This is a genomic window from Nocardia wallacei, assembly GCF_029869545.1.
GTDB classification, from domain to species: domain Bacteria; phylum Actinomycetota; class Actinomycetes; order Mycobacteriales; family Mycobacteriaceae; genus Nocardia; species Nocardia wallacei_A.
Genome location: NZ_JARWQD010000398.1, coordinates 1 through 21903, shown reverse-complemented (window position 1 = coordinate 21903; position 21903 = coordinate 1). Strand labels below are relative to the sequence as shown.

Here is a 21903-nt window from a genome sequence, read left to right as displayed (position 1 = left end):
CGGCGGCCGACGCGCTGACCCCCGCATCCTGCAGCACCGACGGCAACCACCCCATCACCACGAACGCCACCAGCGCCTGCAGCCCGAAAAACACTGCGAGACCGACGGTTCGGGTGTTCCGCAAGATCGTGACCGGGTTCGTGAGCTTCGTGGCCGGGGTGGCTGTCGGCGTGGAGCCGGGCCCTCCGGCTGCTCGATCGCCGGGCGCGGCGGCGGGGCTGTCGGCGGCCGTTGCGGGGGAGCGCCAGAGCGCGACAATGCCGAGCGGGGCCAGCGCAGCCCACACGGCCAGGGCCCACTGCCAGCCGCCGAACAGGTGCGACAGCGGCACGACGGTGGCGAATCCGATGGCGGCACCGGCTTGTAATGCGGTGGTGAACGTCGCCACCAGGACCCGGGTATTGCCGATCGAGCGGACGACGGCGGGCAGCAGGACGGCCAGCAGACCGACCCCGAGGCAGGCCGTGAAGGTGGTGAGGACGAACAGCCACAGTCCACCCCAGGGCCGGGCGGCCAGGCTCACCCCGGTCACCGCGAGCGCCCCGAACAGCCCGGCCCGCACCGAGATTCGGCCCCGCACCAGCGGCACCGCCAGGCTCACCACGGCGAAGGTGATCACCGGCAGGGCGGTGATGACACCCGCCGCACGGGCCCCGGCCCCGAAATCCGCTGTGATGTCCTCCAATTCGGGCCCGACCGTGGCGATGCCGGGCCGCAGGTTCACCGCCACCGCGGCAATGATCGCCACCAGCACGGCCAGCTGTCCCACACCGATCGGTGTCGAGGGGTGGCCGGTCGTCGGGGGAGCGGAGCGTGGCCCGGCCATCAGTAGCCCGGGGCGCGCAGCAGCGACGTAGCCGGGGTGCGGCCGGTGATCAACGGGCCGTACACCCGATCCTGCCAGTGCTCCCTGTCGACGGCCTCGAGCCCGATCGACACGGCGCCCGCGGCGACGCCGAACGCCCGGGTCACCGCGGCGACGAGGTCGGATTCCAGCCGGCGCGCGGCGGCGTCGGACAGGTCGGCGGGAAAGTGCGAGATCTCCACGTGGGGCATATCAGACCAACTCCCGGTTCATGCTCTGTTCCAGCACCGCCGCGGCGATATCGAGCGCCCCGGCGGTCACGATGTCGTAGTGGTGATACGGCAGGTTGCTCACCGGCGTGCCGCGCAGCCGCAGGGGTGCGACGGGGACGTCGGCGAATGCGGGACCGTCGCCGCGGGCCCGCAGATACACGCTGCGGTCGAGCAGCTCCTGATCGACCCCGATCGGCTGATGCCGGAAGCGATAGGTGTGCTCGACCACGGCCACGATCCGCTCGACCGTATCCCGGGCGAATCCGGGCTCGCGCGCCGAGATCAGGTCCACGAACTCCGCCCGGCTGCCCAGGGCGTCGAGTTCGGCCCGATACTCCGGATCCGTGCCGCCGCTGAACACCGAACCCAGCACGCGCTTGAAATACCGGTTGCCGTAGTCGATTTCGCCGGTATCCGGCCCGGCGGACACGATCACCGGCGAGCCCGGGGCGATGAGCACCAGCTGCTCGACGTCGTGCCCGCGGGCGAGCAGCCGCTGCGCCACCTCCGCGGCCACCCGGGCCCCGAAGGAGTACCCGACCAGGCGCAGTGGTTCGGGAGGCGCGACGGCCAGCAGCTCGTCGAGGTCGTCGGCGATCAGGTCGTCGAGACTGTCGTGCGGGCGTTCCCCGGCGTTGAGGCCGCGCGCCTGCATGCCGTACACCACCTGGCCGTGCTGGGCCAGCTCCCGGGCCAGCGCGCGCAGGCTCATCGGATAGCCGCCGAGCCCCGGCCACAGCACCGTCGTCGCGGTCTCCGCGGCTCCGGCCAGGCGCAGCAGGCGCGCCGCCCGCGGCGGCGTGTTCTCGACTGTCGCGGCGGCCAATTGGGCCGGGGTCGGCGACCGGAAGATCGTCTGCACCGGCAGCGCGGTGCCCAGCTCGTCGTTGAGGGCGCGAATCAGCCGCAGCGCCGACATCGAGTTGCCGCCCTGCGCGAAGAAGTCGTCGCCGCGGTACACCGGCTCGTAACCCAGTGTCCGCGACCATATTCCGGCCACCCGGATCTCCCGCTCACCGATGGGCGGGTCGGCGGGCCGGTCCGCGCGCCGGTTCAGTTCGGCCGCGAGTCGCGACAGAGCCGCGCGGTCCTGTTTACCGTTCTGCGACAGCGGGATTCGATCGAGTACCTGAATGGTCGACGGCACCATGTTCGGCGGCAGTACCGCTCGCAGATCGTCCTTCAGCAGTTCCTCCGGGCCCTGCATGTGCACCGCGTCCTCGGCCATGCCGGTCGAGGCCAGCTGGTCGCCGGTGACGTGGCCCGCCAGCGCGAAGTAGCTCAGCTGCGGTGTGCCGGTGAGGATGTCGGACAGCCGCCGGGCCGAGGGCAGATCCCGCCCGGTGAGCGAGGAGTATCCGGCCGACATGAATCCGACCCGGGCCTCGATCCCCAGCTGCTGCAGGTGCGCCAGTGCCCGCCCGAGGGCGGTGAATCCGTCCCATCCGGCGTCGGCGGGCGTGGTGAGCGCGACGGCGACGGTGGACCGGTCGTAGGAGCGCTGATTGATGGCGATCACATGCCGCCGCTCGACCTTGCGCTCGGACACGAATTCCATTCCCGCGGAGGTGAATCGGTACAGTCCGTGACGGTCGTCGGCGGCCTCGCCGTGCACCTGGACGTAAGCCTGCACCGATGGTTCGGCGCTCGCCGGATGCGCGCGGGTATCGAGGGCGACGGTCGCGGTCACCACCCCTTCGTCGACGCCGTCGACGACCCGGACCGCGGTGGTGCGCACGTGCCAGCCGTGGTCGGCGGCCACCTCGTCGAGCACCCCGAGCAGGTGGCCCGCCTCGAAATGCAGCACCTCGCGGACGTTGGTGACGTAGACCGATTCGATCACACGCGGCAGCCCGACCAGGTGCAGATGCAGTCCGGGACGAGTGGCCGACCCGACCCGGTACAGCGCGTGCCGCAGCGGATGGAAGTAATAGACGCCCGGTGCCAGCCCCGGTAGCCCGTCGGTCTCGAGATAGATCTGGGTGGCGTTGAGCGCGCCCGGCGAGGCGTAGGAGTATTTGGGCAGCAGGCGATCCGGGCTGTGGAACGGGCCGAACCAGCGCAGGAGCGTACCGAGTGTCCGCGCGGTGATCTCGGTGGGCGCCACCCGGCCCTGGCCGCGGATCGGCGACCGCCGCAGCAGCCGTTCCATCGTGTCCAGGCCGACCGGGGTATCGGTGAAGGTGCGATATGTCTTGCGGGCGAACACCCTTCGTACTTGTTCGGCCGTGGGTCGCGCACCGGCCAATTCGAGATCGGGGGCGGCGGCGAACTCCCGCGCCCCCAGCCCGGCCAATTGCGCGGTGACCTGGGTGCGGGTGGACTTGGACCGGTGGTGGCGCGCGGCGCGGCCCTGATCCATCAGCGGCGCCTCGTCGGGGTCCAGTTCGATGAAGCCCGCCAGCTGCGTCGCACCGCGCTCGGAGACCCACGGCACCACCGCGGCCGACCGGACCCAGTGGTGCGCCTCGATCCAGACCCGGACCTCGGTGGTCTCGATCCGGTGCCCGTTCACCTTCACCTGTTCGTCGTTGCGGCCGACGAACTCGAGCACACCGTCGGCCCGCGGGCGCACGAGATCGCCGGTGCGGTAACGGCGTTCGCGCACGCCTCCGACTGTCGATTCGGCGAAGCGCTCGGCCGTCGCCTCGGCGCGATTGTGGTAGCCCTCCGCCAATTGGACTCCGCCGATGAGCAATTCGCCGGTCTGCCCGGTCTCGACCGGGCGGCCGGACCCGTCGACCACGACCGTATGGCACCCGTCGACCGCCCGCCCGATCGGCACCACCGGTGTGCCGGTGAGATCGGCCGCGGTGAAGTCGAACCACGTGGCGTTGATGGCGGTTTCGGTGGGCCCGTACAGGTTGATCTTGCGTGGTTGCGGGAGCGCTTCGCGCAGGCGTTCGGCCACCGTGGACGGCAGCGCCTCGCCCCCGCTCACCACCGTCCGAAGCGTGGTGGCCGAGCCGATCTCGGGCAGCGCGACCAGTTCCGCCCACACCGTCGGCACGCATTGCAGCACGGTGATCGACTCGCGGACAACGAGATCCAGGATCGCCTCGGGACTGGTATGCGTGCCCGCCGGAGCGACGACAACGGTCGCCCCGCAGGCGTTGGCCAGCAACTCCCACTGGGCGGCATCGAAGCTGACGGGAGTCTTCAGCAGAATCCGCGCCCCCGCCCCCACCCCGATTTCCCCACCCACCCAATCCATCTGATTGACAATCGCCCGCTGCCCGATAACCACCCCCTTGGGCGAACCAGTCGTCCCAGACGTATAAACGGTATAAGCCTTCGCTCCAGCACCAGCCTTATCACCCGCACCTTTCCCCGCGCCAGCCTGATGCCCCCCTATCTTCCCAGCATGTCCATCACCCTCAACTTTCCCGGCGTTGGAGTGACTACCCTCGACTTTCCCGGTGTTGGGGTGATCACCCTCGACTTTCCCGGTGTTGGGATGATCACCCTCGACTTTCCCGGTGTTGCGGTGATTACCCTCCATTTTCCCGGCGTAGCGGTGACCCTCCATTTTCCCGGCGTGCTTTTGGCCGGGATCCCCCACCCGCAGCGTCCGCACCCCCGCGGGCAGGATTCGGCGGGCCTGGGCGTCGGTCGCGGGGGCGGTCAGCACCACGTGCACCTCGCTGTCGGCGGCCATGTAGGCGATGCGCTCGGCCGGATAGTCCACCGCCAGTGGCAGATACGCGGCCCCGGCGTGCAGCACGGCCCAGACGGCGACGACCAGATCGACCGACGGTTCGAGGTATACGCCGACCACATCGCCGGGCGACACACCGGCCGCGCGCAGTGCCCGGGCCCCCTCGCGGGCCCGGCGGGACAGCTCGTCGAAACTCAGCGCACGTGAATCATACACGCACGCAATGGCTGCGGGATGTCGATGGACGTGAGCCGCCAGCCTGTCGAGCAGGTGCACCATGCGTCAGACCCCCGCCACCGTGCCGTGAAAGCGGTCGCCGAAGTCCCCGATGCCGGGCAGCATGAACGCCTGGTCGGTGAGGCTCTGGTCGATATGCGAGGTGACGATCCGCAGATCGGGCCGTCGCGTCAGCACCGTCGCCAGCGCCTCGGGGCAGGTGAGCACGTTGACCACCACGATCCGGTCCTCGGCCACCCCGGCGGCGATCAGCTCGTTGACCGCGGTGAGCAGGGTGCCGCCGGTGGCGATGGTGGGGTCGAGCAGCAGCACCTCGCCGTCGGCGATGCCGGAGGGCAGCTTGCTGTAGAACAGGGTGGGCTGTTTGGTCGTGGGGTCGCGCTGGATCAGGATCTTGCCGAACCGGGTGTCGGGCCGGATCTCGCGCAGCCCGCCCTCCAGCGCATCGCCCGCGCGCGGAATCGAGACCGCGTAGAGCGTGGGCGCCGCGGGTTCGAGCCCCTCATAGGTGAAGCCGGTCGGTGTGGTGACGGTGCGCGGCCGGTGGTCCAGGTGCGACAGCGCGGACTCCAGCAGCAGCCGGATGATGCGCCCGGTCGTGCGGACGAAACGCTCCTGGCCGGTGTCGGCGCTGCGCGCCTCGGTGTGCAGGGCGATCAGCCCCGGCTGCTTGGGCAGTTCGAAGACGTTGACGCCCAGATAGCGGTCCAGCGACACGGGTTCGGTGGTCGGTCGGGTCCATGCGGTCATGGGCTGGGGCTCACTTTCCAATCCGGAGGAGAACGGTGCGCGTGACGTCGTCGAAGGTGTGTGCCACGAAATCCGGTGCGGCCGCGGTGATCTGGTACGTCGAGTAGACCCCGTAGGTGACGCCGACGGTGAAAGTGCCGATGGCCGCGCCCAATCCGATATCCGCGGCGGTGTCGCCGACGACCGCCCCGCCGGGTCCCGCGTCCGCGAGGCCGAGCGCCGCCAGCGCCGCGTCCGCGCTGTCGCGATGCGGTTTGGGATGGTCCACGTCGTCCTCGCCCACCACCGCCGCGAACAGCTCGCGCACGCCCGCTGCCTCCAGGATCAGCTCGGCACTGTGGTGCTTCTTGCTGGTGACCACGGCGAGCGCGAATCCGCTGCGGGCCAGTCGCTCCAACCCTCCGCGTACGCCCGGGAACAACAGATCGGCCGCCTTCGGGACGATGAGTTCCCGGTACCGCGTCAGGTAATCGGCCGAAACGGCCTGTGCGGTAGGCGAATCCGGCGCGGTACCGGACAGCGACCCCGCCATGCTCTCGAGCGGCGCGCCGATCAGGGCACGCGCGTCCTCCAGCGACGGCCGGGTGCCGGTCACCGCCTCGACCGCCAGCGACATCTGCTCGGCGATCGCCCGCGGGGTGTCCAGCAGCGTGCCGTCCAGATCGAACAGCAGGGCCGAGCGCGGTGCTTCAGCGGACATGATCCAGACCTCCTCGCGGTCCTGTGCCGACCGGCTCCGCGGCCTTGCCGCGCGCCAAAGCCGCACGGGCGGTTTCGATTTCCGTCGCGGCGACGGCGGTGCTGATCAGTACCGCGCGATTGGCGGCGGCCGCGCTCCCGCCGGTGGCCGCGTCCACGGCCCGCAGCACGAAGGTGGTCACCGCCGGACCGGTGACGCGTTCGGCCTCCGCGCGGGCCAGCGCCTGCTGGATCGCGGCCTCGATGACATCGCCGTCGAGCGCATCCTCGGCGGGAATGGGATGGGTGACCAGCAGCGAGCTCGAACCGGCCAACTGCCGGTGCAGCCGCGCGATCTCGGCGATCTCGTGCGGGTCGTCGATGCGCGCCTGCGTGGTGAAACCGCTTTCCCTGCAATAGAACGCGGGAAACTCCCGATGCCGGTACCCGATCACGGGAGTGCCCTGCGTCTCCAGGAACTCCAGGGTCAGGCCCGCGTCGAGGATCTTCTTCACGCCCGCGCACACCACGATGAGCCGCGTCCGGGCCAGTTCCGTGAGATCCGCGGAGATATCCATCGTGGTCTGCGCCCCGCGGTGCACCCCGCCCAGCCCGGCCGAGGCTACCGTCGCGATGCCGACCTGATCGGCGATCGCCATGGTCGCCGCGATCGAGGTCGCGCCCAGGCCGCCGCGTGCCAGTGTCACCGCGATATCACGGGTGGTCACTTTGTCGACTTCCGTTGCGGTGCCGAGTCTTTCGAGGTCACTGTCGTCGGTGCCGACCACGATCCGGCCGTCCACGACAGCGATCGTGGCGGGCACCGCGCCCCCGGCGCGCACCGCCCGCTCGACCTCGCGGGCGATCGCGATATTGTCCGGCCGCCGGAAACCGTGCGCGACCACATTGGATTCGAGCGCGACGACCGGCCGCCCCAGGGCCAGCGCCTCGCGCACCTCGTCGGAGAGGCGAAACGGCGATGCGGCCGGTACAACGACATCAGACATTCGAATGACGTCCGTTCGTAGAGGAGAAATGGCGAAAGACCCCAGTGGTCCGCAGGTCATGGTGCGGGAGAGCGGCTGGGCTGTAAACAATTTCGACCAGCCTGAGCGCATACCTGTTGTGCCGTAGGGGCGGCGGTTCGAATACTGCGGTCGGAGTACGCCGAGGAACGGAGTGTCGATGGCCGCAGCGGGGGATACCCATCCGGATGTCCGGGAGCGTCTGGATGCGATCGCCGCGGTCGCGACCGGCCTCGCCGACGAGGCGGCCGATCGCGAGGCCGAGCACAAGCTCCCCACCGAGCAGCTGTCGCACCTGCTGAACGCCGGTACCGGGGCATTGCGGGTGCCGGTCGAGCACGGCGGCGCCGGCGCCTCGGTACGTGACCTGGCCGAGGCGCTCATCGACATCGCCGCCGGCGACTCGAATCTCGCGCAGATATTCCGCGGCCACCTGGGGCTCACCGAGATCCTGCGCTTCGCCGCGCCCGGCACCGCGCGCGACACCCTGCTGCGCGCGGCGGCGGGCGGGTCGTTCTTCGGCCCCGCCGGTGCCGAACTGACCACCCCGAACCTGACGACCCTGGCCACCTCGCTCGCACGCGACGGCGACCACTACCTGCTGTCGGGCCGCAAGTACTACACCACGGGCAGCCTGTACGCCGACTGGCTCAACGTGCTGGTGTCCGTGGACGGCGAACCCGTGTCGGCGATCGTCGCGCGGCACAGCGAGGGCGTGACCGTCATAGACGACTGGGACGGCTTCGGGCAGCGGCTGACCGCCAGCGGCACCGCGATCTTCGAATCCGTGCGCGTCGACCCGGAATATCTGCTGCACCACCGTAATTCGCTGACGAACGACTACATGGAGGCCTTCTATCAGTTCGTGCACTCGGCCACCCAGGCCGGGATCGCGCGCGCCGTCGCCGACGACCTCGCCGGACTGGTCCGGGGCCGAACCCGCTCCTACCCGCTGGCGTCCACACCGGACCCGGCCGCGGATCCGCAGGTGCTGCAGATCGTGGGTGAGGTGCGGAGCAAGGCGTACACGGCGCGGGCGAACGTGCTACTGCTGGCCGACACCCTCGACGCCTTTCACGCCGACCCCTCGCAGGCACGCGTGGAGCGGGCGCTGCTGGATTCGGCCGCGACCCAGGTGGCGAATACCGACCTGGTCGGTGCGGCGGCCTGGCAGTTCTTCAACGCGGGCAGCGCGAGCGCGCTGAAGACGCGACTGGGCCTGGATCGGCACTGGCGCAACGCCCGCACGGTCTCCTCCCACAACCCGGCCGTCTACAAGGCGGCGGTACTCGGTGACCACGCGGTGAACGGCGTTGTGCCGCAGGCATTTCTGAACAGGCTGCGGCGCGGGGAATAACACAACTTGATCATTACGCCGCTGCCCGGCATCGTGGCCGCACGGCAACCGCTCTCGTTCGGCCCGTAGGGCAGCCGGGATCAGCGTGTGGCGGTGGGTATTTCGTCGCGGGCCGACCGCGACGAGCCGGATGCCGGGCACCCCGATCCGGTGCTCGCCGAGCCGGTGGCGGCCGAACCGGTGCACGCGGGGGCGGCGCCCGGCGCGGCGACGATGCTGAAATCGGTGCACCAGCCGCCGGGGCCGCCGGTCGCCTGGCAGGCGATATAGGCCGTATCGCCTGTCGCGGTGAAGGTTCCGGTGATGGTCTGGGGTGCCGTCGAGATCACCGTGCGGTTGACATAGTTGACCCCGGACCGCGAATCCAGCGCCAGGACGAGCACCGATCCCTGATCCGCGGCACCGGCCCGCACGGAGAATGCGTACGTGGCGCCCCTGGTGACCCTGACGTCCTGGCCGACGTAGCCGCTGTCGTGCACCGCGGCACCCGACGCGCCGACCGTCGCGTTGTAGACGTGTCCGTCCCATCCGCTCAGCCCGTCCTGAAATCCCGAGTTGACGACGAGATTGTCCGACGCGCTGAGCCGCAGCCCGGGCGTGGCCTGCGCGACCGCCGTCGCCGCGAGGCACGCCGCGAGCACGGCCGCGCAGCCGGTCGTCCGCCGCACGATCCTGTACATGATTCCTCCTGGTGGGGGCGACGTGAACGATCAGGGCGTGACGATGGCGAAATCCGGGTCGGGCTCGTCGAACAGCGCGGTCAGTCGCACGAAGCTCTGCGCGTCACCGTCGATGGTGATCGCCCCGGACCGCAGCGCGGCCTGCAGGTCCCGGCCCGCCAGCAGCACCCCGATGAGGGTGGCCCGGGTCAGGGTGAAGGTGGCCTCGGCCGGTGGCAGCCTGTCGCCGTCGCGGCGGTCGTAATGCAACAGCACACCGTTGCGCAGTTCGAGCCGCCGGGTGCGGTTCTCGTCGGTGAAAACCCAGTCGCTGGTGGCCTTTTCGTGCCACGCCTTGGGCCCGTCGAGCCGCAGCGACAGCGCGTCGAAGACCTGCTCGACGGTGAGTTCGGCGAGCATCGTCGGCGAACTCGCCTTCGTGGGCGTGCCGACGCCGCCGTTGCGCAGCTCGTAGGCGCCCATCAGATAGAAGTTGCGCCACGTCCCGTTCTCGGCGCCGTACCCGAGCTGCTCGAATGTGCTGGCCTGCAGTGTTTTCGCCGCCTCGTTGGCCGGGTCGGCGAACACGACGTAGTCGACCACCTGCGCGACCCAGCGGTAGTCACCGTTGTCGTAGGCGATCCGCGCCTTGCGCAGCACCTCGTCGGCGCCGCCCATGAATTCCACGTGCCGCTTGGCGGATTCGACCGGAGGGTGCTCCCACAGGTGGGCGGGGTTGCCGTCGAACCAGCCCATGTACCGCTGGTAGATGGCCTTCACATTGTGGCTGACCGAGCCGTAGTACCCGTGGGTGTGCCAGGCGGCCTCGAGGGCGGGCGGCAGCTGGATGGTCTCGGCGATCTCGGCGCCCACATAGCCCTGATTGAGCCGCCGCAGCGTCTGGTCGTGCAGGTACGCGTACAGGTCTCGTTGCAGCGCAAGGTATTCCACGCCGCGGTCGGTGCCCCAGGTCGGCCAGTGGTGGGAGGCGAACACCACGTCGGCGTCCCGCGCGAACAGGTTGATTGCCTCGGTCAGGTACTGCGACCAGACGTGCGGGTCGCGGACCAGCGCGCCGCGCAGGGTCAGCAGATTGTGCAGCGTGTGCGTGGCGTTCTCGGCCATACACAGGGCGCGATGATCGGGGAAGTGGAAGTTCATCTCGGCGGGCGCCTCGGTGCCCGGCGTGATCTGGAAGACGATACGGACGCCGTCGACGGTCTCTTCCTGCCCGGTGTGCGTGATGTCCAGCGTCGGGGCGATCAGGGTGACCGTGCCGGTCGAGGTGGTCTGGCCCAGGCCCGCGCCCACCTGTCCCCTCGGCCCGCGCGGCAACGCGGCGCCGTACATGTAGGCGGCGCGGCGGGCCATGGCCGTTCCGGCGTAGACGTTTTCGGCCACGGCGTGTTCGAGGAAGCCCGCCGGGGCCAGCACCGGGCAGCGACCCGCCTCGACATCCTCGACGTCGGTGACGCCGCGCGCCCCGCCGAAATGGTCGACGTGCGAATGGGTGTAGATCAGCCCCGTCACCGGCCGCTCGCCGCGATGCGCGCGGTACAGCTCCAGCCCGGCCCGCGCGGTTTCCGCCGAGATCAGCGGATCGATCACGAGCACACCGGTTTCGCCCTCGACCAGCGTCATATTCGACAGGTCCAGTCCGCGGATCTGGTAGATCCCCTCGGTGACCTCGTACAGGCCCTGCTTGACCACCAGCCCCGACTGCCGCCACAGGCTGGGATTCACCGATGCCGGGCAGCTCCCCTGTAGGAAGGAGTAGGAGTCGCTGTCCCACACCACATTTCCGTCGGCGTCGTGCACCACGCCGGGCTCGAGCGCGGCGATGAATCCGCGGTCCGCATCGGCTTGGTCGGTGGTGTCGGAGAACGGCAGCTCCGCGGTCGTCCGCTGCTGCTGCTCGATGATGTAGCTGCTGGGATCTGTCGTCGTACCCACGTACTACCTCCTGCCGGGCGGCGAACCGCGTATCGGAAACGCTTGCTAGATAAGGGGATCGGTACCGGCGATCGCGGCCGCCACCAGCGCGACCGTGATCGTGGCCACCGTCGTGACCGCGACGACCTGCCCGCCGTGGCCCCAATGACCGTGTTGCAGTGAGCGATTGCGCAGAAAACTCACACCGGCGACGACCAGCAGCATGATCGCCGCCGCCAGCGGTGCCGTCGCCCCGCCGCGCCAGCCGTTGTCGATGGCCGCATGGAGGAACAGGGCCGCCGTGCCCATCGCCCCGAAGGCGGTGCGGCGCCAGGCCAGCGCGGTGCGCTCGGCGGCGAGCGTGGGCGCGCTCATCGGTACAACACCGCCACCGCGGCCAGCACGGACACCGCCGCGATACCCACGGCGACCAGCGGCACCAGCACCGTGTTGGCCAGCGGCTCGCCCCGTTCCATCCGCCGCTGCACATCGCGCCAGTGGGTGTACGCGCCCACGCACAGCACCACCGCCAGCACGATGCAGCTCAGCGCCAGCGCCCGCCGCAGTCCGGCGTGATGGAACGGCTGGACCAGCGTGTGCACCGCGACGCCACCGGCGAGCAGGCCCAGCGCGGTCCGGATCCAGGCGAGGAACGTCCGCTCGTTGGCCAGGGTGAAGCGGTAGTCGATCTCGGCGTTCTCGTCGTCGGAGGTCGTCATCAGGCGACCGTAGGCCGGGCCGGTTGCTGCCGCAGCGAGCGGCGCACCCACAGGAAGGTGGCCGCGATCATCACCACCAGCGCCGGTTTGCCGAGGATCAGGGCCACCGAGCCGAGCATCACCACCTTGTTCGCGATATACAGCGGCACCATCACCACCAGGTGCGCCGCCCAGAACAGGAACCAGGCCAGGGTCACCCGGCGGTGCAGCCGCACCCGGGCGGCGGGATCGGCCGCGTCGGCGGGCTCGAGGCCGATGCGCCGGCAGGCCCAGTGCGTGAGCGGACGGCCGGTGAGCAGCGTGACCCCGAAGGCCGCCGCGCAGACCGCGCAGATCAGCAGGTCCGGCAGGTAGAAGCCGCGCCCTTCGCCGGTGATCCCGACGAACAGCGAGAAGACCACCACCACCGCCACCGAGATCGCGACGACCTTGACCGAATCACCCTTCAGCAGCCGGAACGCGCCGATCGCGACGGCGATCAGCAGCGCGATCAGCACGCCGATCTTGGCATTGACCGTCGCGTATCCGAGGAGGAACCCGACGGCCGGGGCCGCGCCGTCGATCAGGTGTCCGACCCCGCCCATCGCGCGGAACTTGCCCCACATCTCGGCGGCGCCGGAGCGCTGCTGGTCGATCGACTCCACTGTCACCATCCTGTGCGAGTTGCCCGGCGGATTGGAAGGGTTAACGATCAGCAACTCGATATTGCCATGGAAGCTGCTGAGCGCGCATGTTCGCCGAGCCCCTGTCCGGCGAATGCCTTATTGCAGTCCCACTGTAATAGAAATGGCTATCGGCTGGCAACGCCTGTGTGCGCGGTTACACCTCGGCGCGCAGCCCCGCGAGGGTGACCGCGATCAACCGCGGCGCGGCGTCGGGCGCGTTCTCGCACGCGACGCCGAGGCCGTGCCCCAAGCGCAACAGGTCTCGCGGTTCGATGTCGGCGCGGATCAGTCCCGCCTCGCGGGCGGTCCGCAGTACCGCCGCCGCCGCGTCGGTGATCAGTGTCGAGCAGAGCATGAAGGTTTCCGAGCCGCGGTCGATCGCGGCCTTCAGGGTGGCCGCGAGGCTGCGCTTGTCCATGACGAAATCGACCTGCATGCGGAACCACTGCTCCAAAGCCTCTGCGGGGGAGAGGGTTTCGATCATCTCGTAGGCGCGGGCGGCCAGCGTCTCGATGCTGGAGCGGTAGACCGCCTCGATGAGCGCGTCGCGCCGGGGGAAGTGGCGGTAGAGGGTGCCCGGTCCGACGCCCGCGCGGCGGGCGATGTCGTCCAGCGGGGCCTCGGGTCCGTGCTCGGCGAACGCCTCGCGCGCGCAGTCGATGATGCGCTCGTAGTTGCGGCGTGCGTCGGCGCGCATCGGCCGTCCCGTCGGCGACGCTGTCGGCGGTGCGTCCACGAATCCTCCACTGGAACGGATGGATTCTCCGCTTGGTCTCGCATAAGCGGAGGTGTCCTCCACATGCTAGCTCCCAAGAGCGCCGACCCCGCCCTGACCACCAGCCGTACCTGCTCGGCCGTGCGCGTGGAGGTGACCCGGGGCACGGCCCGGTTGCGCGATACCGTGCCGCCGTCGAGCCCGGTGCGGTTCGTGGATCCCAAGCGGAACCTGGTTCTGAGCGTCTCCTCGATCCCGCTACTTGCGGGCGTAGCTGCGGAAGACGTAGGAGTCCTTGCCGTTGGTGGATCTTTCCAGGCCGGTGGTGAAGGCCATGATGAAGTCGCCGGAGATGTCGGGGGCGTAGACGTCGCCCTCGACGTCGGTGCTCACCTCCGTCACCGAGATCACCGTCGCGTAGGGCAGCGCCTCGCGGAACGTCTCGCCGCCCCCGATCACCCACACCTCGTCCGGATCGGACAGTGCCAGCGCCTCGTCCATCGATCCGGCGCGCTCGGCACCGGCCGCGTACCACTGCGGATCGTGGGTGATGACGATCGTGCGCCGGTCCGGATGGGTCCGGGCCTGCTCCGGCAGCGCGTCCCACGTCTTACGTCCCATGATGACGGTGTGGCCGGCGATGATGTCCTGGAAGTGCTGGAGATCCTCCGGGATGTTCCAGGGCACCGTGCCGTCCGCCCCGATGACGCGGTCGCGGGTCTGCGCCCAGATCAGCCCGATCGTGCGCTTGCCGGTGGGGGTCGTCGCTGAGCTCACGGAGTCCAGGATAGCCATCTCGTTAGGCAATACAGTTATCCGTGAGCAATCAGACTCGGCGCGCCGCGCCGGTGTGCTCGAGGTCACGGGCAACGCCGGGGCGACCGGATTGTCGGCATCGGCGGCGGGCCGATACGCACGGTGAAATGCGAATTTACGGCATATTTGCGGAGTGTCCGATATGTGTTCGGAATGTAAAACGCGGCCCCGAAGATTGCCCGTGACTCGAAATATCGCCTGGCCCGGCCTACCGTCTGAAATGCGACCGATTCAGTGACGATTCGACGCTTCACGTACACCGTTTTCGGACATCATGGAGGCCCGCGCATGCGTGTGCCACTGAATACCGCGCTCGCCGAACCCGACATCGACTATTCCGCATCCGGCATTGTTCCCCGGTTGTCCGCGGAAAATCTGCCGCGGCTTCCGGACAAGGTGCTGCGCCCGAAATTTGCCCCGGGCAGTCTCGCCACCGGCATCGTGCATCTGGGCTGCGGCTCGTTTCATCGCGCTCATCAGGCGCTGGCAACCCAGCACGCGATCGCGGCCACCGGTGACCCACGCTGGGGGATCGCCTCGGTCGCCATGGCCCGCCCGGACGTGGTCACGGCGCTGCGGGCGCAGGACAACCTGTACACGACGCTGCTGAACGACGGCGGCCGGGTGCGTGCCGAGGTGGTCGGCACGATCACCGAGGCCGTGCACGCCCCCACCGATCCGATCGGCGTGGCCCGCCGCATCGCCGATCCCCGCGTGCGCGTCGTGACCCTCACCGTGACCACCGACGGCTACTGCGTCTCCCCGGTCACCGGCCGCCTGGACACCGGCTGCGACCGGGTGCTGCGCGACCTGCGCCGCCGGGGTAGGCCACGGACGCCGATCGGCATGGTGGTGGCCGGGCTGGCCGAGGTCCGGCGCCGCGGCGGTGTGCCGCCGGTGCTGATCAGCTGCGACAACCTGTCCGCCAACGGGCACCAATTGCGCGGTGCGGTCATCGATTTCGCGGCCCTGACCGACGACCGGCTGGCCAACTGGATCGCCCGCAACGTGCGGTTCCCGTGCAGCGTGGTGGACCGGATCGTGCAGCCCGGCACCGCCGCCGATGCCGCCGTGGCCCGAAACTGGCTGGGCGGCATCGACGATCGCACGCCGGTCTCGGCCGAGCCGTTCCTCACCTGGACCATCGAGGATTCGACGGCGAACGCCCGCACTGGGAGGCCGCCGGAGCCCAATTCGTCGGCGACGTCACCGATCACGAGCTGGCAAAGCTGCGGCTGCTCAACGGCACCCACATGCTGCTGGCGTATCTCGGTGCGCTGGCGGGCCATTCGACGATCGCGCAGGCGGCCGCGGATCCGGCGCTGGCCGCGCTGGCGCGGCAGTTCATGCTGTGTGAGCAGGCGCCGACCCTGGCCCTGTCGGGCGCCGAACTGCGCGGCACCGTCGACGAATTGATGCGCCGGTTCCGCAATCCGGCCATCCGCCACGACATGACGCGGGTGGGTCGCAACGGTTCGGACAAACTGCTGCCGCGGGTGGTCGCGGCCATGAGCGACAATATCGCCGCGCGGCGGCCGACCCCGGCGGCGGTGCTGCTGATCGCGGCCTGGATACGCTGGTTCGATGTCGCCCGCAGCGGCGACGCGGTCATGCGGCTGATCGACACCCGCGCCGAGGCGCTGGCCGAACCGGCCGCCGTGACCGACCCGCACCGCCGGGCGGAGCTGTTCCTCGCGCGCACCGACATCTTCGGTGCGGTGCCGGACCGGCCGCGGGTGCAGCGGGCGGTGGGCGATGCGCTGGCGGAACTCGGCCGCGACGGCGTGGCGGAGGTGGTGCGGCGGCGGCTGCTGCCGGAGTTCGAAGGGAGTACGAGGTGAGTACCGAAAGACCGGTTCGCGCAGTCGTTTTCGATATGGACGGGCTGCTGCTGGACTCCGAGCGATTGGCCATCGAATCGCTGATCAGCTCCGGCGAGCAGCTGGGCTACGAGCTGCCGCTGGAATTCTGCCGCGGCATGATCGGGCAACCGGCCGACCGCTGCCGCGAACTCGCCGTCGCCGCCTACGGTTCGGGATTTCCGGTCGACGACTTCTTCGCCACGCACGAGGCGACGCTGAGCCGCTTCGTCGACGACGGACGGCTGACGGTGAAGCCGGGGGTGGCCGAGCTCCTGGACGAACTGGACTCCCAGGCGATTCCGCGGGCGATCGCGACCTCGTCCGGGCGCGAGCGCACCGACCACCACCTGCGGGTGGCCGGGATCGCGGGCCGGTTCGACACCGTGGTGACCCGCCAGGACGTGCGCCGGGGCAAGCCGTACCCGGAGCCGTACCTGACCGCGGTAGCCGCGCTGGGCGCCGAGCCGGAACATACACTGGCACTGGAGGATTCGCCGAACGGCCTGCGCGCGGCGCACGCCGCGGGACTGCGCTGCCTGCTGATCCCCGACCTGGTCGCCCCCACCGCCGAGACCCGCGCCCTGGCCCACCGCGTCTACCCCGACCTGTACCAGGCCATCGCCTACATCACCACCGCCAACGCCCCTGCCCCGGCGACGTAACGCATCATCCACGCCGCGTGTTCGCATAGTCCGGGGTGGGGCGGGTATGTCGCGACTGGAACAACCGTCGTCGCGAGGAGGGTGCATGCGGGTCGTAGCACGGGCGTGGGAACGGTTGAGGACGCTGGCGGGGGCGGTGTTCGGGCACGATCGCGGGGATCGTCCGGATCGCCGCCTGCGGGTGGTGCCGCCGCCGGATCTCGGGCACGAGCACAGCTCGCTGACCGCCGACCGGCGCAGCCGCCCGCGTGGCGAGGCGGAGTCCTCGCCGCGAGGGCTCGGCGGCATGGATATCTGAGCCGATTCCTTTGTGCCGCAACACTATCGGTGCGAATGCGAGCCCGGACGATGGCGGGCGGCCTTGTTGCGGTACATGGCCGTGTCGACGGTGTGCATCAGATCGTCGATGGCCTCGGGATGCTCGGTGACCATGGCCGTCCCCACCGAGGCCCCGACGGAGATCGTGTGACCTCCCACCACGATCGGTTCGGTGAGCGCGGCGAGCAGGCGTCCCGACAGCGAGACCAGCTGATCGGCATCGGTACATCCCTCGGTCAGCACGATGAACTCGTCACCGCCCAGCCGCGCGGCCAGGCCGTCGGGCGCGGCGGTGATGCGCAGGCGCTCGGCGACGGCGCGCAGCACCCGGTCGCCGACGGTATGCCCGTACTCGTCGTTGACCTCCTTGAACCCGTCCAGGTCGAGGTAGCACAGGCCGATCGGCGGGGTGGCGTGCGCGAGCCTGTCGAAGAACAGCACCCGGTTGGCGAGGCCGGTGAGATTGTCGTGGTGGGCGTCGTACCACAGCCGGTCGGCGAGCGCCTTGCGCTCGGTGATGTCGACGCACACGCCGATGAGAAAGCGCACCTGTCCGGCGGCATCGCGCACCGACGACATGGACAGGTCGATGATGGTGTGACTGCCGTCGGGCCGGGCGTGATCGGTCTCGATCCGAAACCGATCGATACTGCCCGTCAGCAGCTGCTCGAATTGGGCGTAGGCCTGGCCGATGTTCTCGGCGCCCAGTATCTCGGCGACCGAGCGCCCCGGCATGAGTTCGGCCGGTACGCCGAGCATGTCGGCCATCGCCGCATTGACGTCCACGACCGTCCCGGTGCTGACATCGATGGTGCCGATGCCGACCGAGGCACCGGCGAAGATGGCCGCGAACCGGGCCTCCGAGAGCTGCCGCTGCGCCTGCGCCCGCTCGACCGCCGCCAGCGCGGCGGTGAGGGTGGACTCCTGTTCGGCCAGCGCCGTCGTGCGCAGCGCGGCGGTGAACCCGGCCGCGAACTCGGCGGCGACGGTGATCGCGTACTCGCGCACCCGCTCGTACTCGGGCCCGTCGCGATCCGGGCTCACCTCCTCGACCATGTCGCGGCAGATGATCGGCACGGTCCGGGCGACCGCCGCGTCGTCGCGATAGTTGGCCGCGACCAGCGCCGCGGCCGCGGATCGGACGGTCGCGAGTTCGGCCGTCCCGCGCAGCACGGCCAGGATCCGGTCGCACAGGCCGGTCAGCAGGTCTTCGATCTGGGTTCGCGTCAGCGTGGGGGCCACGACGCCGTCGAGGGCGTCGGCCCACCGCAGTCCCACCTTGTTCGAACCCATCAGCAGCCCCCTGCCTTTCGGATACCCCTGTTCAGACTCTGTACCCCACGCCCGCCAGGCCGAGCGAGCGGCCGGGCGACTCGTGCAGGTCGCGCTCGGATTCGGGGCGCCACTGCGGAAGTTCGACGACGCCCGGCTCGACCAGCTCCCAGCCGGTGAACAGGGCGGTGATCGACGCGCGGTCGCGGAAGCGGATGCCGACGTGGCTCTCGTTGGCGGAATGATCACCGAGCCGTGCGGCATCCTCCGGCCGCTGCGCCGAGGTCAGATGGGAGATCGCCACATAGCTGCCGGGCGGTACCGCCTCGCGCAGGGCCGCGACCGTCTCCGCCGGGCGTTCGTCGTCCTGCAGCAGGTGCAGCACCGCCACCAGCAGCAGGCCCACCGGCTCGGTGAAGTCGATCAGCCCGGTGTCGGCGGCCCTGACCAGCAGTTCGTCCGGTTTGCGCAGATCCGCCTGGATCGCGTCGGCCTGCTCGTTGCCCACCAGGATGGTGCGCGCATGGGTGACCGCGACCGGGTCGATATCCACGTAGAGGACCCTGATACCCGGGTCGAACGACTGCGCCACCTCGTGCACGTTGCCCGCGGTCGGGATGCCCGAACCGATATCGAGGAACTGCCGAATGCCCTGGTCGGCAAGGAATCGCACCGCGCGCCGCAGGAACGCCCGATTGCTCAGGGCCAGCCGGGGCAGGTCCGGGACCAGCTTCTTACCGGCCTCCGCGGCGAATCGGTCGACCTCGAAATTGTGCGAACCGCCCAGCAGGGCGTCGTACATGCGTGCCGGGCTCGCCTGCGTCATATCCACGCCCTCGGGCGCCCATGCCGGCCTGTCCACTCGAAAACCCCTCTTGCGCTTGCGATTCCGGCTGCCTCCGAGCGGGCGGACCGGGTGCCCCGCGGGTGAATTGTGAGCGCTCACTCGCGGGGTGTACTGCGCATGGTAGCCCGCTTTCCTGTGAACAGGATCGAGGGTTCGGGCCGTACACTCCGCCGCGGAGTGTGGCGAAGGTCTCATTCGGAGTTCCCGCTCCGGGCGTGCTCGCGCCGGTATCGATATGCAACGCGTTCGGAGTCCGGGAGCTGCCCCCAATTGTCGGGTCGGCGGCCGCGGTACCAGCGGCTATTCGGACCGTGATATGTCATGTGGCTCAACGTGTTTCACATTGTCGGCGTCGCGGCGACCAAAGTTTTCACGGTTGCCGACCAAATGGGCCGTTGCTAGCCTGATCCTGTCAGAAAATTGCTCGGGGGTGTGGTCGGCGGTCTCGACGTGGAGTCGTCGGCGTAAACATCAGCAATTTCGAGAAGGCATCATGTCGATACCCACCTGGGGTCGTCGTGTCGTTCCATCGACGCTATGGAACGGATTTCGGCAATGACGACCATTGTGCAGCCGTACACTACCGAAACCGATTCGACCTCGGCGGATGCCGGAGGTACCTCGGCGCTGCCCCGACTGCTCGGGGTGGCCACCGCGAATCCGCCCACCGGATACCGCCAACGGGATCTCATCGATCTGCTCGGGATCACCGACCCCAAAATCAGGGGCGTATTTCTCAATGGCGGTATCGAACACCGATACCTCACCTTGCCGCCGCGTGACGAGGACGGAAATTTCCGGGACGAGTCACAGGCGGAACTGCTCGACAAGCATCGCCGCTACGGCGTGCAGACGGGGGCCGAAGCCATTCGCGCCTGCCTGCGGGGTCTGGGGCGCGATGCCGCGGACGTCAAATACCTGGTCGCCGTGACGACCACCGGATTTCTCACGCCGGGGTTCAGCGCGCTGCTGATCGACGAGCTCGGCCTGTCACCGCATACGGCCCGGCTGGATGTGGTCGGCATGGGCTGCAACGCCGGACTCAACGGCCTGACGGCCGCGGCCGCGTGGTCGGCGGCGCATCCGGGCGAGCTGGCGATCCTGGCCTGCTCGGAGGCGTGCTCGGCGGCCTACGTCTTCGACGGGACGATGCGGACGGCCGTGGTCAACAGCCTGTTCGGAGACGGCGCGGCGGCGCTCGCCCTGTGCGCGGACACGGCGGGGGCGGCGGCGGATACGGCGGCCCCGGCACTGCTGGCGCAGCGCAGCTACATGATTCGCCACGCGATCGGCGCCATGCGCTACGACTGGGATTCCGACGCCGGGAAGTTCAGCTTCTATCTCGATCGCGAGGTGCCCTACGAGGTCGGTGCGCACGTGGAAATCGTGGTCGACCGGCTGCTGCGCGAAAATGGCCTGCGGCGCAAGGATATCGCGCAGTGGATCGTGCATTCCGGCGGCAAGAAGGTGATCGACGCGGTCAAGATCAACCTGGGGCTGACCTCGCACGACCTGCGTCACACCGTCGGGGTGATGCGCGATTACGGAAACCTTTCCAGCGGATCCTTCCTGTTTTCCTACAAGCGCCTGCTCGCCGAAGGCGTCACCCGCCCCGGCGAATACGGCGTGTTCATGACGATGGGGCCGGGCTCGCAAATCGAGACCGCCCTGGTGAGATTCTGAATCTCTTCCTGAATATTCATCAATACGGGGGTAAATCGTGAGTACTGTTTCAACAGTTGGCGACGATGTTCATGTCCTCGCCGCCGTGATTTCCGCGGCCGCTCCACTGTCGGCCGAACTGGTCGAGTCGGTCACCGCGCTCGCGCGCCGGGCCGAGGACGCCGCGGCGGGGGTGCGGCACTGCGTGGTGCTGTATATCGGCGGTGCACCGGCCGGGGAGTATTTTGCGTGGCCGGGCGAGGTGGCCGTGGGGGATGTCGGCAAATGGGAGGCCGCCCTGCGGCGGCTCGAGCAGGTCCCGGTGCCGATCATCGCGACCGTCGACGGCCAGGCCTACGGACCGGCGGCGGAGCTGCTGCTGGTGGCCGACTACCGAATCCTGCGGGCGGGCGCCGAATTCCGTTTCGCGGCGTCGGCGGCCGGGATCTGGCCCGCGATGGGCATCTATCGACTGGCCGCGCAGATCGGTGCCGGACGAGCCCGCGACCTCGTGGTCCAGGGTCGCGGACTGTCCGCCGAGGCGGCGGTCGAACGTGGCCTGGTCGACGTGGTGGCCACCGACGCCGAGGCCGAGGCGGGCGCGATCCAGGCCGGGCTGGCGCTGTTCGAGCCCGCGGTCGGCTCCGAGGTGGCGATCCGGCGGCGGCTGCTGCTGGACGCGATGACGACGCGGTTCGAGGACGCCCTCGGTGCGCACCTGGCGGCCTCGGATCGCACGCTGCGCCGGGAACGGGCGGCGTCGTGAGCACTGCGACGCTGCCGGGCACGGTGGGTGAGCTGTCGCGCGACAGTGCCGAATTGCGCAGCGCGGCAGCCGAACACGCTGCCCTGCTGCGGGAGCTGGGTCCGGTCTCGAATCGGGACGACGCGGCCGCCCCTCGTGCGGCGGCCGCCCCCCCGTCGCTGCGGGCGCGGGGGGGGGGCTTACAGCGGCGGGCCGGCTGCGCTTTCTACCCCGCCGCGCCCCCGGG

The 21903-nt window shown here is 69.6% G+C and carries 21 protein-coding genes and 2 pseudogenes; 8 read left to right on the top strand and 15 right to left on the bottom strand.

The window, feature by feature from the left end; translation table 11 throughout:
* The 6 genes from QH290_RS37665 to QH290_RS37640 form a co-directional block, all read right to left on the bottom strand.
* Positions 1–769 (bottom strand): MFS transporter (locus QH290_RS37665; RefSeq protein WP_342213787.1); only part of this gene is annotated, 769 nt, incomplete at its 3' end.
* 56 nt (positions 770–825) lie between these two features.
* Positions 826–1056 (bottom strand): tautomerase family protein, encoded by a 231-nt coding sequence (locus QH290_RS37660; RefSeq protein ID WP_280267377.1) that lies wholly within the window; start codon positions 1054–1056, stop codon positions 826–828.
* 1 nt (position 1057) lies between these two features.
* Positions 1058–4951, bottom strand: a complete 3894-nt coding sequence (locus QH290_RS37655) for an alpha/beta fold hydrolase (protein ID WP_425303707.1) — start codon at positions 4949–4951, stop codon at positions 1058–1060.
* Positions 4952–5017: 66 nt separating this feature from the next.
* Positions 5018–5722, bottom strand: coding sequence for a uracil phosphoribosyltransferase (gene upp, locus QH290_RS37650; RefSeq protein WP_280388169.1), 705 nt, complete (start codon positions 5720–5722; stop codon positions 5018–5020).
* 10 nt (positions 5723–5732) lie between these two features.
* Positions 5733–6422: an HAD family hydrolase gene (locus QH290_RS37645; RefSeq protein WP_280388167.1), complete on the bottom strand. Its 690-nt coding sequence runs from the start codon at positions 6420–6422 to the stop codon at positions 5733–5735.
* Complete coding sequence (locus tag QH290_RS37640) at positions 6412–7407, bottom strand: pseudouridine-5'-phosphate glycosidase (protein WP_280388165.1); 996 nt, start codon at positions 7405–7407, stop codon at positions 6412–6414. The genes QH290_RS37645 and QH290_RS37640 overlap by 11 nt, the downstream gene beginning before the upstream one ends.
* 178 nt (positions 7408–7585) lie before the next feature.
* On the opposite strand from QH290_RS37640, the gene QH290_RS37635 reads away from it, so the two are divergent.
* Complete coding sequence (locus QH290_RS37635) at positions 7586–8782, top strand: acyl-CoA dehydrogenase family protein (RefSeq protein ID WP_280267372.1); 1197 nt, start codon at positions 7586–7588, stop codon at positions 8780–8782.
* Between the two features lie 80 nt (positions 8783–8862).
* Here the strand turns inward: QH290_RS37635 and QH290_RS37630 are convergent, their stop codons facing one another.
* The 7 genes from QH290_RS37630 to QH290_RS37600 form a co-directional block, all read right to left on the bottom strand.
* Positions 8863–9462: a carbohydrate binding domain-containing protein gene (locus tag QH290_RS37630; RefSeq protein WP_280388163.1), complete on the bottom strand. Its 600-nt coding sequence runs from the start codon at positions 9460–9462 to the stop codon at positions 8863–8865.
* Between the two features lie 30 nt (positions 9463–9492).
* Positions 9493–11394 carry an alkyl/aryl-sulfatase gene (locus tag QH290_RS37625; protein WP_280388160.1) on the bottom strand — a complete coding sequence of 634 codons (1902 nt, stop codon included), beginning with the start codon at positions 11392–11394 and terminating at the stop codon, positions 9493–9495.
* A 45-nt stretch (positions 11395–11439) separates the two neighbouring features.
* Positions 11440–11748: a DUF202 domain-containing protein gene (locus QH290_RS37620; protein WP_280267369.1), complete on the bottom strand. Its 309-nt coding sequence runs from the start codon at positions 11746–11748 to the stop codon at positions 11440–11442.
* Complete coding sequence (locus tag QH290_RS37615) at positions 11745–12092, bottom strand: YidH family protein (protein WP_280267368.1); 348 nt, start codon at positions 12090–12092, stop codon at positions 11745–11747. The genes QH290_RS37620 and QH290_RS37615 overlap by 4 nt, the downstream gene beginning before the upstream one ends.
* Positions 12092–12736 (bottom strand): DUF3159 domain-containing protein, encoded by a 645-nt coding sequence (locus tag QH290_RS37610; protein WP_280267367.1) that lies wholly within the window; start codon positions 12734–12736, stop codon positions 12092–12094. Before QH290_RS37610 ends, QH290_RS37615 begins: the two co-directional genes overlap by 1 nt.
* Positions 12737–12911: 175 nt before the next feature.
* Positions 12912–13493: a TetR/AcrR family transcriptional regulator gene (locus QH290_RS37605; RefSeq protein ID WP_280267366.1), complete on the bottom strand. Its 582-nt coding sequence runs from the start codon at positions 13491–13493 to the stop codon at positions 12912–12914.
* 237 nt (positions 13494–13730) lie between these two features.
* Positions 13731–14249: a dihydrofolate reductase gene (locus QH290_RS37600; protein ID WP_280267365.1), complete on the bottom strand. Its 519-nt coding sequence runs from the start codon at positions 14247–14249 to the stop codon at positions 13731–13733.
* 327 nt (positions 14250–14576) lie between these two features.
* On the opposite strand from QH290_RS37600, the pseudogene QH290_RS37595 reads away from it, so the two are divergent.
* From QH290_RS37595 to QH290_RS37580, 4 genes and pseudogenes are all read left to right on the top strand, one after another.
* Positions 14577–15440 (top strand): annotated as a pseudogene (locus QH290_RS37595) (mannitol dehydrogenase family protein); the annotation flags it as partial.
* A gap of 101 nt (positions 15441–15541) precedes the next feature.
* Positions 15542–16129 (top strand): mannitol dehydrogenase family protein, encoded by a 588-nt coding sequence (locus QH290_RS37590; protein WP_425303706.1) that lies wholly within the window; start codon positions 15542–15544, stop codon positions 16127–16129.
* Positions 16126–16812: an HAD family hydrolase gene (locus QH290_RS37585; protein WP_280388158.1), complete on the top strand. Its 687-nt coding sequence runs from the start codon at positions 16126–16128 to the stop codon at positions 16810–16812. The genes QH290_RS37590 and QH290_RS37585 overlap by 4 nt, the downstream gene beginning before the upstream one ends.
* Positions 16813–16897: 85 nt before the next feature.
* Positions 16898–17110 (top strand): hypothetical protein, encoded by a 213-nt coding sequence (locus QH290_RS37580; protein WP_280267362.1) that lies wholly within the window; start codon positions 16898–16900, stop codon positions 17108–17110.
* Positions 17111–17133: 23 nt separating this feature from the next.
* On the opposite strand, the gene QH290_RS37575 is transcribed toward QH290_RS37580, so the two are convergent.
* Both QH290_RS37575 and QH290_RS37570 read right to left on the bottom strand, forming a co-directional pair.
* Positions 17134–18423 (bottom strand): diguanylate cyclase domain-containing protein, encoded by a 1290-nt coding sequence (locus QH290_RS37575; protein WP_280388157.1) that lies wholly within the window; start codon positions 18421–18423, stop codon positions 17134–17136.
* Positions 18424–18454: 31 nt separating this feature from the next.
* The gene (locus tag QH290_RS37570; protein WP_280388156.1) at positions 18455–19264 is read right to left on the bottom strand and encodes an SAM-dependent methyltransferase; all 810 of its coding nucleotides are present in this window, start codon (positions 19262–19264) and stop codon (positions 18455–18457) included.
* A gap of 540 nt (positions 19265–19804) precedes the next feature.
* Here QH290_RS37570 and dpgA point away from each other — a divergent pair.
* The 3 genes and pseudogenes from dpgA to QH290_RS37555 all read left to right on the top strand — a co-directional run.
* Entirely contained in the window at positions 19805–20932 is a 1128-nt protein-coding gene (dpgA, locus tag QH290_RS37565) for a 3,5-dihydroxyphenylacetyl-CoA synthase DpgA (protein WP_280388154.1), read from the top strand.
* Between the two features lie 37 nt (positions 20933–20969).
* The gene (gene dpgB, locus QH290_RS37560) at positions 20970–21677 is read left to right on the top strand and encodes an enoyl-CoA-hydratase DpgB (protein WP_280267358.1); all 708 of its coding nucleotides are present in this window, start codon (positions 20970–20972) and stop codon (positions 21675–21677) included.
* Positions 21674–21903: pseudogene (locus QH290_RS37555) on the top strand (hypothetical protein); the annotation flags it as partial. The gene dpgB and the pseudogene QH290_RS37555, both read left to right, overlap by 4 nt.

Bases quoted from the DNA above. Each gene is read 5' to 3' on its own strand.
- QH290_RS37660 (WP_280267377.1), bottom strand. From the start codon at position 1,056: ATGCCCCACGTGGAGATCTCGCACTTTCCCGCCGACCTGTCCGACGCC.
- upp (WP_280388169.1), bottom strand. From the start codon at position 5,722: ATGACCGCATGGACCCGACCGACCACCGAACCCGTGTCGCTGGACCGC.
- QH290_RS37645 (WP_280388167.1), bottom strand. From the start codon at position 6,422: ATGTCCGCTGAAGCACCGCGCTCGGCCCTGCTGTTCGATCTGGACGGC.
- QH290_RS37640 (WP_280388165.1), bottom strand. From the start codon at position 7,407: ATGTCTGATGTCGTTGTACCGGCCGCATCGCCGTTTCGCCTCTCCGAC.
- QH290_RS37635 (WP_280267372.1), top strand. From the start codon at position 7,586: ATGGCCGCAGCGGGGGATACCCATCCGGATGTCCGGGAGCGTCTGGAT.
- QH290_RS37630 (WP_280388163.1), bottom strand. From the start codon at position 9,462: ATGTACAGGATCGTGCGGCGGACGACCGGCTGCGCGGCCGTGCTCGCG.
- QH290_RS37620 (WP_280267369.1), bottom strand. From the start codon at position 11,748: ATGAGCGCGCCCACGCTCGCCGCCGAGCGCACCGCGCTGGCCTGGCGC.
- QH290_RS37615 (WP_280267368.1), bottom strand. From the start codon at position 12,092: ATGACGACCTCCGACGACGAGAACGCCGAGATCGACTACCGCTTCACC.
- QH290_RS37590 (WP_425303706.1), top strand. From the start codon at position 15,542: ATGCTGCTGGCGTATCTCGGTGCGCTGGCGGGCCATTCGACGATCGCG.
- QH290_RS37580 (WP_280267362.1), top strand. From the start codon at position 16,898: ATGCGGGTCGTAGCACGGGCGTGGGAACGGTTGAGGACGCTGGCGGGG.
- QH290_RS37575 (WP_280388157.1), bottom strand. From the start codon at position 18,423: ATGGGTTCGAACAAGGTGGGACTGCGGTGGGCCGACGCCCTCGACGGC.
- dpgA (WP_280388154.1), top strand. From the start codon at position 19,805: ATGACGACCATTGTGCAGCCGTACACTACCGAAACCGATTCGACCTCG.